Origin of the sequence: Streptomyces sp. NBC_01237 (assembly GCF_035917275.1) — a bacterium.
GTDB lineage: Bacteria > Actinomycetota > Actinomycetes > Streptomycetales > Streptomycetaceae > Streptomyces.
In genome coordinates this window covers 6,754,322-6,767,178 of the sequence record NZ_CP108508.1, presented here as the reverse complement: position 1 = coordinate 6,767,178, position 12,857 = coordinate 6,754,322, and the positions used below count along the sequence as shown (strand labels likewise).

Here is a 12,857-nt window from a genome sequence, read left to right as displayed (position 1 = left end):
TCTAGCTCTTTGCCGCCGCGGCCTTGGTCGGCTTGGCCTTGGTGGCCGACGCGGGTGCCGCCTTCGCCGCACCGTCGGTGGTCGCCGCCGCGTCCGTGGCCGGTTCGGCCTCTGTCTTGGCCTTGTCCTTGTCCGGCCGGATGCCGACACCCAGCTTGTCGAGGATCTTCCTCTCGATCTCATTGGCGAGATCGGGGTTGTCCTTGAGGAAGTTGCGGGAGTTCTCCTTGCCCTGGCCGAGCTGATCGCCCTCGTACGTGTACCAGGCGCCGGCCTTGCGGACGAAGCCGTGCTCCACGCCCATGTCGATCAGGCCGCCCTCGCGGCTGATTCCCTGGCCGTAGAGGATGTCGAACTCGGCCTGCTTGAAGGGCGGCGCGACCTTGTTCTTCACGACCTTGACACGGGTGCGGTTACCGACGGCGTCGGTACCGTCCTTCAGCGTCTCGATCCGGCGGATGTCGAGGCGCACCGAGGCGTAGAACTTCAGGGCCCGGCCACCGGTCGTGGTCTCCGGGGAGCCGAACATCACACCGATCTTCTCGCGGAGCTGGTTGATGAAGATCGCGGTGGTCTTGGACTGGTTGAGCGCGCTGGTGATCTTACGGAGGGCCTGGCTCATCAGACGGGCCTGCAGACCCACGTGCGAGTCACCCATCTCGCCCTCGATCTCCGCACGGGGCACCAGGGCCGCGACGGAGTCGATGACGATCAGGTCGAGGGCACCGGAGCGGATCAGCATGTCCACGATTTCCAGCGCCTGCTCACCGTTGTCCGGCTGGGACAGGATGAGGTTGTCGATGTCGACGCCGAGCTTCTTCGCGTACTCGGGGTCGAGGGCGTGCTCGGCGTCGATGAAGGCCACCGTGCCGCCGAGCTTCTGCGCGTTCGCCACGGCGTGCAGCGTCAGCGTCGTCTTGCCGGAGGACTCCGGCCCGTACACCTCCACCACACGGCCACGCGGCAGGCCGCCGACGCCGAGTGCGACGTCGAGCGCGGTCGACCCGGTGGGGATCACCTCGATCGGCTCGTTCGGCCGCTCACCGAGGCGCATCACCGCGCCCTTGCCGAATTGCCGTTCAATCTGTGCGAGTGCGGCGTCCAACGCCTTCTCGCGGTCGTTTCCTGCCATGGGTTCCACCCGATTTGCTTGAGTCGATCGCTTCACGTCAAAGACGCTAACCCCTGCCACTGACAATGGGCCTCGACGTCCTCCCGGCCTGTGGACAACTCCACGGTCGGGCCCGGGAAAACCCGGCCGGAATCCCATGAGAATGGATGTTCGATTTCAGTGTCAAGCGCACCACGCCGGGCCCGCGCCACCGAGGGTAGCGCCTTATAGCAGTCGACATTCCACAAGTCAATGAAGAGTGTCGAACCTCATGCTAAATTCCTGCCATATGCGGACATCTCATTCAAGACTTTCGGATCCCGGCGGTCCACGTTCCGGCGCTGCAGGTTCCGGGCTCGCCGGAAAGGTCGCGCTGGTCGCGGGGGCTACCCGCGGCGCGGGCCGGGGAATCGCCGTTCAGCTGGGCGCCGCCGGGGCGACCGTGTACGTCACCGGTCGTACCACCGGGTCCGAGCGTTCCGAGATGGACCGGCCCGAGACGATCGAGGAGACCGCGGCTCTCGTCGACGCCGCGGGCGGCCGGGGGATCGCCGTCCAGGTGGACCATCTGGTCCCCGACCAGGTCAGTGCGCTGGTCGGGCGTATCGGAAGCGAGCAGGGAGCCCTGCACATTCTGGTGAACGACATCTGGGGCGCCGAGATCGAGTGGAACAGGTCGGTCTGGGAATCCTCCCTGGAAACCGGCCTGCGCACCCTGCGGCTGGCGGTCGACACACATGCCATCACCAGTCACTTCGCGATCCCGCTTCTCATCGAGACGCCGGGTGGTCTGGTCATCGAGGTGACCGACGGGACGGACGAGTACAACGCCGTCAACTACCGGGTGTCGTTCTTCTACGACCTGGCGAAGGCCGCGGTGAACCGGATGGCCTTCGCCCTCGCGCACGAACTGGCACCGCACCGCGCGACCGCCGTGTCGCTCACGCCCGGCTGGCTCAGGTCCGAGGCCATGCTCCAGGCCCACGGGGTCACCGAAGCCACCTGGCGTGACGCGATCGCGCACTCGCCCCATTTCGCCATCTCCGAGACCCCGTCCTTCGTCGGCCGGGCCGTGGCCGCCCTCGCGCAGGACCCCGAGGTGGCGCGCTGGAACGGGACATCCCTGTCCAGCGGGCAGCTGGCGCGGGTCTACGGCTTCACCGACCTCGACGGCAGCCGGCCCGACGCCTGGCGGTACATGACCGAGGTCCAGGACCCGGGGCTGCCCGCCGACGTCACCGGATACCGCTGAGACACCGCGGGCCCGCTCCGGGCCGCGAGGCGTCAGCTACGGTCGCCCGTCCCCGTGGCACCACCCGAGCCGTCGGCGCTCTCCGGTCCGTCGGACCCCCCGGACCGGTCCTGCCCGTCGGATCCGGCCGGCCGGACCGGTCCGCTGGTTCCGTCGCCGCTGCCGGGGGCGGACACCGCACGGCGAATCCGTGAGCGCACCGATTCGCCCCGCTGCCAGCCGTGGCGGCCATGGACTCTCGGGTCGTCCGTCACGTCGTACCGCTTCACGTAGGCGCCGAGGAACGCCTGGAGCGTGGCCACGGCCGGGATCGCGATCAGCGCGCCGACGGCACCCATCAGCGCCGTACCCGCGATCACCGAGCCGAACGCGACCGCGGGATGGATGTCCACGGTCTTGGAGGTGAGCTTGGGCTGGAGCACATAGTTCTCGAACTGCTGGTAGACCACGACGAACCCGAGCACCCACACCGCGTACCAGGGGTCGACGGTGAAGGCGATCAGCATCGGCAGGGCGCCCGCCAGATACGTACCGATGGTGGGGATGAACTGCGAGACCAGCCCGACCCAGACCGCGAGGGCCGGGGCGTAGGGAACTCCGAGGATCACCAGCAGGATGTAGTGCGCGATGCCGGAGATCAGGGCCATGAGACCGCGCGAGTAGAGATAGCCGCCGGTCTTGTCGACCGCGATCTCCCAGGCCCGCAGTACCTCGGCCTGCCGGGCGGGCGGGAGAACGGAGCACAGAGCGCGCCGCAGCCGGGGGCCGTCGGCCGCGAAGTAGAAGGAGAACAGGAAGATCGTCAGCAGCCGGAACAGCCCGCCGAGCACCGTCGTGGAAACATCCAGCACGCCGGTCGCGCTGTTCTGGACGTACTTCTGCAGCCAGTCGGAGTGCAGCAGGCTGTCCTGCACCTCGACCCGCGAGAGGTCGGTGTTGAAGGTCTGGTTGACCCAGCTGATCACCGAGTCGAGGTACTTGGGAAATTCGTCGACCATGTCGACGATCTGACCGGCGAGCATCGAACCCAGCAGCACGATGAAGCCGACACCGGCGATCAGCACGCCGAGGAAGACGAGGAACGTGGCGAGGCCGCGGCGCATGCCGCGGGCCGACATCCGGCTCACCGCGGGCTCGATGGCGAGCGCGAGGAAGAACGAGATGAGCACGTTGATCAGCAACCCGATGAGCTGGTCGAACGCCCAGCTGCCGAGCCGGAAACAGGCATAGAGCGCCAGTGCCAGCACCATCGCGCGCGGCAGCCAGCCGGGCATGCGGACCGGCCCCGTGCCGGACGGCGTCGGTGGCGCGGCCGGCGGAACGGGCGGGGAGGTGGACGGCTGGGTCTGGGCGGTCTCGTCTGTCGGTGCCACGGAACAAGTCTCGCCTACGCCGGTGACAGCCGGCCGCCCGCCCCGTCAGCGCAGGTCGCGGGGATGCCCACGGGCCCGTCGGCGCTGCTCTCCGCGGTGCCCACGGGCCCGTCGGCGCTGGTGAGCGGGGATGTCCACGGGCGCCCGTGCCGACGACTGTGGAGGGACGCCCATGGGCCTCTCAGCGCTTGTGGGCGGGGATGTCCACGGCCTTGCAGACTCCTCGCCAGACGTCCTTGGCATCCCATCCGGCGGCGAGTGCCTGGTGCACCGTACGACCGCCCAGTTCGGCCATCACATGGTCGCGCGCGAACGAATCCGCGTACCCCTCACCGAAGTGGTCCGCCATCCGTTCCCAGAAAATCGTCAACCGCATGCCACCAGTATCCCGCTCCTGAGAGTGCAGCCGGGCCGCTACGCATCTGCCAACGGCACTTTCCGCTCTACGGTCGGTTCATGGCTGGAACCGGAGCAAACCCACTCGCCCGCGCCGAACAGTTCATCTGGCTCACCGCCCGCGTCCTCGAACAGCGGCGGTTCGCCCACGACTTCCTCGAAGGAAATACGGACGCGGTCGAGACGGCACTCGCCGCCTATCTGAACGAGGACGGCGGCTACGGCCACGCCCTCGAACCCGACCTCCGCGGCCCTGTGAGCCAGCCGCTGCACACCGCCCACGCGCTGAACGTTCTCGACTCGATCGGCCGCTGCAACGGACCACGGGTCGAGCGGATCTGCCGCTATCTGACCGATGTGTCGACCAAGGAGGGCGCACTGCCCGCGCTCCTGCCCACACAGCGCGGCTATCCCGCCGCGCCGTTCATCCCGATCGTCGACGACCCGCCCGCCGAGCTGCTGGCCACCGGCCCGATCGTCGGGCTGCTGCACCGCAATCAGGTGTGGCACGCCTGGCTGTTCCGGGCCACGGACTTCTGCTGGGATGCCGTCGACAACCTGGAGCAGTCACATCCGTACGAGATCGAGGCCGCGGTCGCCTTCCTGGACGGTGCTCCGGACCGCGCCCGCGCCGAGGCCGCGGCGGGCCGGCTGGGACGGCTGGTGCGCGAGCAGCGGCTGGCGGTACTGGACCCGGAGCGGCGGGCGGAGTACCCGGGGTCGCCCGGCTACGCCCCGGGAGAGCACCACTTCCCGTACGACTACGCCCGTACACCCGGCTCGCTGGCGCGGCGCTGGTTCACCGACGAGGAGCTGGACCGCTCGCTCGACCACCTGGCGTCCGAGCAGCAGGAGGACGGCGGCTGGCCGGTGAACTGGCGCCGGTGGGCACCGGGCACGGAGCTGGAAGGCCGCCCCCTGGTGACACTGAAGGCACTGCACACCCTGCGGGCGTACGGTCGCAGGCTCGGCTGACCGGGCCGGTGGCGTTCAGCCCAGCGCCCGTACGCCCGCCGTCACCACGACGGCGGCGCCGACCACGACCAGGAAGGGGGCCCGCAGAGCCAGCGCGAGCGCTGCCGCGGCGAGGCCCACGCCCCGGGCGTCGAGCACCAGCTGCCGGCCGTCACCGAAGGTCTGCTGTGCGGTGAGGGCGGCGAGCAGCGCCACCGGAAGGAGCGCGGCCAGGCGCTGCACCAGTGGCCGTTCCAGCACTCCGGCCGGTACGACCAGCCCCAGGAGTTTCGCCAGGTAGCAGCCGGCGGCGGTCAGTCCGATGGCGATCCAGACGTTCATCGGCGCTCCTCGGCCTTCTTCGGGCGCCCCATCAGGAAAAGGACCACGGGTGCGGCGAGCGCCGACAGGAGGACCGGCAGTCCCGCGGGCAGCACGGGCAGCAGGCCCAGGGCCAGCAGCACCGCGAGTGCCGCCGTGACGCGTTCCGTGGTGCTCTTCAGCATCGGCGCGAGCAGGGCCAGGAAGACCGCGGGACTCGCCGCGTCCAGCCCCCAGGCGTCGGTGTCGCCGAGCGCCTCGGCACCCAGCGCGCCCACCAGCGTGGTCAGGTTCCACAGCACGTACAGGGTGAGCCCGGTGACCGTGAAGCCGATCCGCGCGGCCCGCCGGGTGGGCTGGGGCAGCGTGACAGCCGTCGTCTCGTCGATGGCCCACTGTGCGGCGAAGGGGCGTAGGGCGCGCGGCAGGGAGAGCAGCTGCGACAGGCGCAGGCCGTAGAAGACGTTGCGGACGCCGAGAAAGAACGCTCCGGCCGCCGCGGTGTACGGATTGCCGCCCGCCGCGAGCGCGCCCACCAGGGCGAACTGCGAGGCTCCGGTGAAGACGAGGAGGCTGAGTGCGCAGGTCTGGAGAAGCGTGAGTCCGGATCCCGCCGAGGTGACGCCGAACGCGAAGCCGGAGAGCCCGACGGCGATGCCGACGCCGAGCGCGTCCCGTACGACCGCCGCGTCCGGCTTCTCCCGCCCGGCGCCGACGTCCGCGCTCTGAGGGGGTGCTGTCTGTTCTGCCACGTCCGGAACGTTACGGCGAGCGGTCCGGGCCGGTCTTGTACGTTCTTGCGCGCTCGCGCTGGTACGCGCCCGGTGGCACCCCCACGATCCGGGTGAAGTGACGGTTGAGATGCGGCTGATCGGTGAAGCCGACGGCCGCCGCGGCGTCGGCGGGGGTGACACCCGCGTCGAGCATGCGTCGCGCCCTGCGCACCCGCGCATCGGTGAGCCAGGTGTGCGGCGGCATCCCGTAGCGCTTCCTGAAGGCCCTCAGCAGCGCGAACGGGCTGGTCCCCAGTTCGGCGGCGAGCGTCTCCAGGGTGGGCGGCCCGGTCATCCGTTCCTCCAGCACGGCACGGGCACGGGCGGCGTCGCCGGCGCCCGCGGCGTGCGGGGCGAGGGTGGGCAACGGGCTGCCGTGCCGGTTCAGCAACCGGGCCACCATGACCCGCAGCAGGCTGTCGGCGGCCAGCGCGTTGCCCTCCTCCGCGGCACGGTGTATCTCGGTGATCAGCCGGGCCGCCCCGGGGTCGGCCGCGCTGGTCTCGGCGAACCCGACGGTCCCGCGCAGGCTCGTCACGTCGGCGGCGATGTCGTTGATCACCTGGGCCGACGGATAGAGCGTGGCGTACACCCAGCCCTCGGGGACTCCGGCGCGGGCGGTGTGCGGCACCTCCGGATTGATCATGACCACCATGCCGGGGCCCGCGTGCACCGTGCCGCCGGGCAGTCCGACGTCCTCGACGCCGCGGGTGATCGTGCCGAAGACGTAGCCCTCGTGGCTGTGCCGGGGGAACGTGTGGCGGACGTACCGGGCGCGCAGAAGATCGAGGTCGGGCAGCTCCGCGTGCTGCCAGTACCTCGCCCACTCCTTCGTCCCGTCCACTCCCGCCATAAGCGAATTCTCGCAGGTCCTGGCCGCTTTCCGCAGGCCAGGAAAGATCACCGCGCCCCCGTCGCGCCCCCGCCGCGCCCCCACCGCACCCCTTCCGCACACACGTGCGGACCGCCTCCCGCACGCCCGGCCGACCGGCCCCGACGCACGCCGTCACCGGCTGTTGTCAGTGGCGGGGTGCACGATGGGGACATGGTCGGCTCCGCACTCGATTCGTTCTCGCCCGCGACCCGCAGCTGGTTCGCCGGTGCCTTCAGCGCGCCGACGGCCGCGCAGGAGGGCGCCTGGCGCGCCATCGGTGAGGGCAGCGATGTGCTGGTCGTCGCGCCGACCGGCTCCGGCAAGACCCTCGCCGCGTTTCTGGCCTCGCTGGACCGGCTGGCCGCCGTCCCGCCGCCCGCCGAGGCGAAGAAGCGCTGCCGTGTGCTGTACGTGTCCCCGCTCAAGGCTCTCGCCGTCGATGTGGAGCGCAATCTCCGCTCACCGCTGACCGGTATCCGCCAGGAATCGGTGCGGCTCGGACTGCCCGAGCCGGAGGTACGGGTGGGGATCCGGTCCGGCGACACCCCGCCGGCCGAGCGGCGCTCCATGGTGACCAAGCCCCCGGACATCCTGATCACCACACCCGAGTCGCTGTTCCTGATGCTCACCTCCTCGGCCCGGGAGGCCCTCGCGGGTATCGAGACCGTGATCCTCGACGAGGTGCACGCCGTCGCCGGTACGAAGCGCGGTGCCCATCTCGCCGTCTCCCTGGAGCGGCTGGACGAGCTGCTGCCCAGGCCCGCCCGCCGGATCGGCCTGTCCGCGACGGTCCGGCCCGTCGACGAGGTGGCGCGCTTCCTCTCACCGCAGCGGAAGGTGGAGATCGTCCAGCCTCCGTCCGCCAAGGAATTCGACCTGTCGGTGGTCGTGCCCGTCGAGGACCTGGGCGAGCTGGGCGGCTCCCCCGCCACCGACGGCGGTGCCGACCAGGCGGAGAAGCCGTCGATCTGGCCGCATGTCGAGGAGCGCATCGCCGATCTCGTCCAGTCGCACCGCTCCACGATCGTCTTCGCCAACTCCCGGCGACTGGCGGAGCGGCTCTGCAACCGGCTCAACGAGATCGCGTACGAGCGCGCGACCGGAGCCGTGTTCGATGAGCACGGCTCCGGCACACCCCTCCCGGAGCCCCTTCCGGAGGCCCACTCCCCCGCGGAGGTCATGGCCCAGTCCGGCGCGGCGAAGGGCGCCCCCGCACTGCTGGCCCGCGCGCACCACGGCTCGGTCTCCAAGGAGCAGCGGGCCCAGGTCGAGGAGGACCTCAAGGCGGGACGGCTGCCGGCCGTCGTCGCCACCTCCAGCCTGGAGCTGGGCATCGACATGGGCGCGGTCGATCTGGTGGTCCAGGTCGAGTCACCGCCGTCCGTCGCCTCCGGGCTGCAGCGGGTGGGCCGGGCCGGGCACCAGGTGGGCGCGGTCTCGACCGGAGTCGTCTTCCCGAAGTACCGCGGCGATCTGGTGCAGGCCGCCGTCGTCACCGAGCGGATGCGCCAAGGCGCCATCGAAGCCCTGCGCATCCCGGCCAATCCCCTGGACGTGCTCGCCCAGCAGCTGGTCGCCATGGTCGCGCTGGACACCTGGCAGGCCGACGACCTGCTGGCCCTCGCCCGCCGGGCGGCCCCGTTCGCCTCGCTCCCCGAATCGGCGTTCACCGCCGTGCTCGACATGCTCGCCGGACGCTATCCGTCCGATGCCTTCGCGGAGCTCCGGCCGCGAGTGGTGTGGGACCGCGTCGCCGGAACGGTCACCGGCCGCCCCGGCGCACAACGGCTCGCCGTCACCTCCGGCGGGACCATTCCCGACCGCGGGCTCTTCGGCGTCTTCCTCGCGGGGGCGGACCCGAAGAAGGGGGGCGGCCGGGTCGGCGAGCTGGACGAGGAGATGGTCTACGAGTCCCGGGTCGGTGATGTCTTCACGCTGGGCACCACGTCCTGGCGGATCGAGGACATCACCCGAGACCGGGTCCTCGTCTCGCCCGCGCCGGGCGTTCCGGGACGGCTGCCGTTCTGGAAGGGCGACCAGTTGGGCCGTCCGCTGGAGCTCGGCCGCGCGCTGGGCGCGTTCCTCCGGGAGATCGGCGGGCTGTCGGAGGAGGATGCCCGGCTCCGGCTGCTCGCCGCCGGGCTCGACGCCTGGGCCGCGGACAACATCCTGTCGTACCTGGACGAGCAGCGCCGTGCCTGCGGCCATGTTCCGGACGACCGGACGATCCTGGTCGAGCGGTTCCGGGACGAGCTGGGTGACTGGCGGGTCGTGGTGCACTCCCCCTTCGGCGCCCAGGTGCACGCTCCCTGGGCACTGGCCCTGTCCGCCCGGCTGCGTGAGCGGTACGGGATGGACGCCCAGGTCATGCATGCCGACGACGGCATCGTGCTGCGGCTGCCCGACGCCGATCTGATGGGTCTGGATCTGCTCGACTTCGATCCCGCCCAGGGCCCGGACGCGGCGGGCGGCGCGGGCGGGCCGGGCGCGGCGCTCCCCGATGGCGCGTTCGACAGCGAGCAGGCCCCGGTCGGCGCGGCCGACGTCGTGTTCGACAAGGGCGAGATCCAGCAGATCGTCACCGATCAGGTGGGCGGCTCGGCACTGTTCGCCTCCCGGTTCCGCGAGTGTGCGGCGCGTGCTCTGCTGCTGCCCCGGCGCAGCCCCGGAAAGCGCACCCCGCTCTGGCAGCAGCGCCAGCGCGCCTCCCAACTGCTCCAGGTCGCGTCCGAGTTCGGTTCGTTCCCCATCGTTCTCGAAGCGGTCCGTGAATGCCTCCAGGACGTCTTCGACGTTCCCGGACTCACCGAACTGATGGGCGACCTGGAGGCGCGTCGTATCCGGCTGGTCGAGGTGACCACACCGGAGCCCTCGCCGTTCGCCCGCTCGCTCCTCTTCGGCTATGTCGCGCAGTTCCTGTACGAGGGCGACTCCCCGCTCGCCGAGCGACGGGCCGCCGCGCTCTCCCTCGACTCCCATCTCCTGGCCGAACTGCTCGGCCGGGCAGAGCTGCGCGAGCTGCTCGACGCCGATGTGCTGACCGAGCTGGAGCAGGAGCTCCAGTGGCTCACCGAGGACCGGAAGATCAAGGACATCGAGGGCGTCGCCGACCTCCTTCGTGTCCTCGGCCCGCTCACCGAAGCCGAGTTGGCCGACCGGGGCGCCCAGCCCGGGTGGGCACCGGAGCTGGCGTCGGCCCGCCGCGCCATCAAGGTCCGCATCGCCGGCGCCGACCACTGGGCGGCGATCGAGGACGCGGGCCGGTTGCGCGACGCCCTGGGCACCGCCCTTCCCGTCGGTGTCCCTGAGGCGTTCACCGAACCGGTGAAGGACCCTCTCGGCGACCTCCTCGCCCGCTTCGCCCGTACCCACGGCCCGTTCACCTCGACCCGGGCCGCCGAGCGCTTCGGGCTCGGCACCGCCGTCACCGACGGAGCGCTGCAACGGCTGTCCGCGTCGGGCCGGACCGTCCAGGGCGAGTTCCATCCGGCGGGCATCGGACAGGAGTGGTGCGACGCGACCGTTCTTCGCCGACTGCGCCGTCGATCGCTCGCCGCGCTCCGCCACGAGCTGGAGCCGGTTCCCCCGGCCGCACTCGCCGCCTTCCTCCCCCAGTGGCAGCACCTGGGCGGCAACAGCCTGCGCGGGATCGACGGACTGGCCCGCGCCGTCGAGCAGTTGCAGGGCGCCCCGGTTCCCGCATCCGCGCTGGAGAAGCTGATCCTGCCGAGCCGGGTCACGGGCTACACCCCCGCGATGCTCGACGAGCTGACGACGACCGGCGAGGTCGTCTGGGCCGGTGCGGGCGCTCTTCCCGGCAAGGACGGCTGGCTCTCCCTCTATCCGGCGGACAGTGCGCCCCTGCTGCTGCCGCCACCGCATCCGCTGGAGCAGTCCGCGCTGCACGAATCGGTCCTCACCGTCCTGTCCGGCGGTTACGGCCTCTTCTTCCGGCAGATCGCCGACCAGGTCCGCGCGACCACCCACCCGGACTGCACCGAACCGCAGTTGGCCGACGCCCTCTGGGACCTGGCCTGGTCCGGGCGCCTCACCAACGACACTCTCGCCCCGCTGCGCTCGCTCCTGGGCTCGGGACGCACGGCGGGCTCGACCGCACACCGGGCCAGACGCAGCGTGCCACGAGGCCGCTACGGATCACTCACCGCGGCCGCCCGGCCGGCGTCCCGCACGGGCCCGCCCACCGTCTCGGGCCGCTGGTCCCTGCTGCCCCCGGCCGAACCGGAGCCGACCCACCGCGCCCACGCCCTCGCCCGTACCCTGCTCGACCGCCACGGCGTGGTGACCCGTGGAGCGGTGCAGGCAGAAGGCGTCGAGGGCGGCTTCTCCGCGACGTACCGCATCCTCGCCGCCTTCGAGGACAACGGTCAGGCACGGCGGGGCTATGTCGTCGAGGGGCTGGGAGCCGCACAGTTCGCGATGGACGGAGCCGTCGACCGGCTGCGGGCCGCGTCCACCGCCCGCGACCGTACGGACCCGGGGACCGCGCCCCGCGCCCTGGTCCTCGCGGCGGCCGACCCGGCCAATGCCTACGGGGCCGCCCTGCCCTGGCCCGAACCGCCGGACGGAGCAGGCCACAAACCGGGCCGCAAGGCGGGGGCCCTCGTGGTGCTCGTGGACGGTGAGCTGACGCTCTACATGGAGCGCGGTGGCAAGACGCTGCTGGCCTGGCCCTCGGACCCCGACTCCCCCGCGCTGAGAGCGGCGGCCGAGGCGCTGGCCGCTGCCGCGCGCGCCGGCGCTCTCGGCACCGTCACGGTGGAGCGCACCAATGGCACCTCCTCCCTCACCTCGCCCCTGGGCCGCACCCTGGAAGCCGCCGGATTCCTCGCCACCCCGAGAGGGCTGCGCCTGCGCGCCTGACCGGCCCGGGGCAGCTACCGGCCGCCTGCACCGACCCCCGGGTCCCGCCCTCACCGCCCCGCGTCCACCGTCCGTACCGCGCATCATGGAGGCATGCCTGAAGGAGACACCGTTCTGCAGACCGCCAAGCGTCTGCACACAGCGCTCGCAGGGCGGGTGCTCACCCATGCGGACCTGCGCGTTCCGAGATTCGCCACCGCCGACCTCACCGGCCGCACCGTTCTTGACGTCACCGCGCGCGGCAAGCATCTCCTCACCCGTCTCGACGACGGTCTCACCCTTCACAGCCACCTCCGGATGGACGGCGCCTGGCGCGTCTACGCCCCGGGCGAGCGCTGGCGCGGCGGCCCCACGCATCAGATCCGCGCCGTCCTGGCCAACACCGAACACACCGCCGTCGGCTACCGGCTCCCCGTGCTCGAACTCCTCCGTACCCGCGACGAGGACAAGGCCGTGGGCCACCTCGGCCCCGACCTGCTGGGACCCGACTGGAACCCCGACACCGCTCTGGGCAACCTCCTCGCCGACCCGGACCGCCCGCTCGGCGATGCCCTCCTGGACCAGCGCAATCTGGCCGGCATCGGCAATGTCTACATGTGCGAACTCTGCTTCCTGGCCCGAGTCACCCCCTGGACCACCGTGGGCGCGCTTCCGGACACCACCGCGGCCCGTCTGGTGGCCACCGCCAAACGACTCCTCGAAGCCAACCGTGACCGCCCCAACCGCACCACCACCAACTTCCGCGCCACCGCGGCCCTCACCCGGGCCCACGCCCATGACCGCCTCCATGTCTACGGCCGGGCGCAGCGCCCCTGCCTGCGCTGCGGCACACCCATCCGCGTCGCCGAGCGGAACGGCCGCCCCGCCTACTGGTGCCCGCGCTGCCAACCGGGCCCCACCGAGTAGTTGACGCATCGTCAGA

General features: G+C 71.4%; 10 protein-coding genes. 4 read left to right on the top strand and 6 right to left on the bottom strand.

Going from position 1 to position 12,857, the window contains the following annotated elements; translation table 11 throughout:
* Position 1 precedes the first annotated feature (1 nt).
* Entirely contained in the window at positions 2 to 1,132 is a 1,131-nt protein-coding gene (recA, locus tag OG251_RS30170; RefSeq protein WP_326680050.1) for a recombinase RecA, read from the bottom strand.
* Positions 1,133 to 1,400: 268 nt separating this feature from the next.
* On the opposite strand from recA, the gene OG251_RS30165 reads away from it, so the two are divergent.
* Positions 1,401 to 2,363 (top strand): SDR family oxidoreductase, encoded by a 963-nt coding sequence (locus OG251_RS30165; protein WP_326680049.1) that lies wholly within the window; start codon positions 1,401 to 1,403, stop codon positions 2,361 to 2,363.
* Between the two features lie 32 nt (positions 2,364 to 2,395).
* Here the strand turns inward: OG251_RS30165 and OG251_RS30160 are convergent, their stop codons facing one another.
* Both OG251_RS30160 and OG251_RS30155 read right to left on the bottom strand, forming a co-directional pair.
* Positions 2,396 to 3,637, bottom strand: coding sequence for an AI-2E family transporter (locus OG251_RS30160; protein ID WP_326681467.1), 1,242 nt, complete (start codon positions 3,635 to 3,637; stop codon positions 2,396 to 2,398).
* 280 nt (positions 3,638 to 3,917) lie between these two features.
* Positions 3,918 to 4,112, bottom strand: coding sequence for a DUF3046 domain-containing protein (locus OG251_RS30155; RefSeq protein WP_326680048.1), 195 nt, complete (start codon positions 4,110 to 4,112; stop codon positions 3,918 to 3,920).
* Between the two features lie 80 nt (positions 4,113 to 4,192).
* On the opposite strand from OG251_RS30155, the gene OG251_RS30150 reads away from it, so the two are divergent.
* Complete coding sequence (locus OG251_RS30150) at positions 4,193 to 5,107, top strand: hypothetical protein (protein WP_326680047.1); 915 nt, start codon at positions 4,193 to 4,195, stop codon at positions 5,105 to 5,107.
* A gap of 15 nt (positions 5,108 to 5,122) precedes the next feature.
* Here OG251_RS30150 and OG251_RS30145 read toward each other — a convergent pair whose 3' ends face one another.
* From OG251_RS30145 to OG251_RS30135, 3 genes are read right to left on the bottom strand one after another with little or no spacing between them, the layout of a single operon-like run.
* On the bottom strand, positions 5,123 to 5,428 hold the full coding sequence (locus OG251_RS30145) for an AzlD domain-containing protein (protein ID WP_326680046.1): 306 nt from the start codon (positions 5,426 to 5,428) through the stop codon (positions 5,123 to 5,125).
* On the bottom strand, positions 5,425 to 6,159 hold the full coding sequence (locus OG251_RS30140) for an AzlC family ABC transporter permease (RefSeq protein ID WP_326680045.1): 735 nt from the start codon (positions 6,157 to 6,159) through the stop codon (positions 5,425 to 5,427). The genes OG251_RS30145 and OG251_RS30140 overlap by 4 nt, the downstream gene beginning before the upstream one ends.
* A 10-nt stretch (positions 6,160 to 6,169) precedes the next feature.
* Complete coding sequence (locus OG251_RS30135; protein WP_326680044.1) at positions 6,170 to 7,033, bottom strand: helix-turn-helix transcriptional regulator; 864 nt, start codon at positions 7,031 to 7,033, stop codon at positions 6,170 to 6,172.
* 192 nt (positions 7,034 to 7,225) lie between these two features.
* On the opposite strand from OG251_RS30135, the gene OG251_RS30130 reads away from it, so the two are divergent.
* Positions 7,226 to 11,935, top strand: coding sequence for an Lhr family ATP-dependent helicase (locus tag OG251_RS30130; RefSeq protein WP_326680043.1), 4,710 nt, complete (start codon positions 7,226 to 7,228; stop codon positions 11,933 to 11,935).
* Positions 11,936 to 12,028: 93 nt separating this feature from the next.
* Positions 12,029 to 12,841 (top strand): Fpg/Nei family DNA glycosylase, encoded by an 813-nt coding sequence (locus tag OG251_RS30125; RefSeq protein ID WP_326680042.1) that lies wholly within the window; start codon positions 12,029 to 12,031, stop codon positions 12,839 to 12,841.
* The last annotated feature ends 16 nt before the right edge of the window (positions 12,842 to 12,857 follow it).

Excerpts from the sequence above, each read along its gene's own strand:
- recA (WP_326680050.1), bottom strand. The coding sequence starts at position 1,132 with ATGGCAGGAAACGACCGCGAGAAGGCGTTGGACGCCGCACTCGCACAG.
- OG251_RS30165 (WP_326680049.1), top strand. The coding sequence starts at position 1,401 with ATGCGGACATCTCATTCAAGACTTTCGGATCCCGGCGGTCCACGTTCC.
- OG251_RS30160 (WP_326681467.1), bottom strand. The coding sequence starts at position 3,637 with ATGCCCGGCTGGCTGCCGCGCGCGATGGTGCTGGCACTGGCGCTCTAT.
- OG251_RS30155 (WP_326680048.1), bottom strand. The coding sequence starts at position 4,112 with ATGCGGTTGACGATTTTCTGGGAACGGATGGCGGACCACTTCGGTGAG.
- OG251_RS30150 (WP_326680047.1), top strand. The coding sequence starts at position 4,193 with ATGGCTGGAACCGGAGCAAACCCACTCGCCCGCGCCGAACAGTTCATC.
- OG251_RS30145 (WP_326680046.1), bottom strand. The coding sequence starts at position 5,428 with ATGAACGTCTGGATCGCCATCGGACTGACCGCCGCCGGCTGCTACCTG.
- OG251_RS30135 (WP_326680044.1), bottom strand. The coding sequence starts at position 7,033 with ATGGCGGGAGTGGACGGGACGAAGGAGTGGGCGAGGTACTGGCAGCAC.
- OG251_RS30130 (WP_326680043.1), top strand. The coding sequence starts at position 7,226 with ATGGTCGGCTCCGCACTCGATTCGTTCTCGCCCGCGACCCGCAGCTGG.
- OG251_RS30125 (WP_326680042.1), top strand. The coding sequence starts at position 12,029 with ATGCCTGAAGGAGACACCGTTCTGCAGACCGCCAAGCGTCTGCACACA.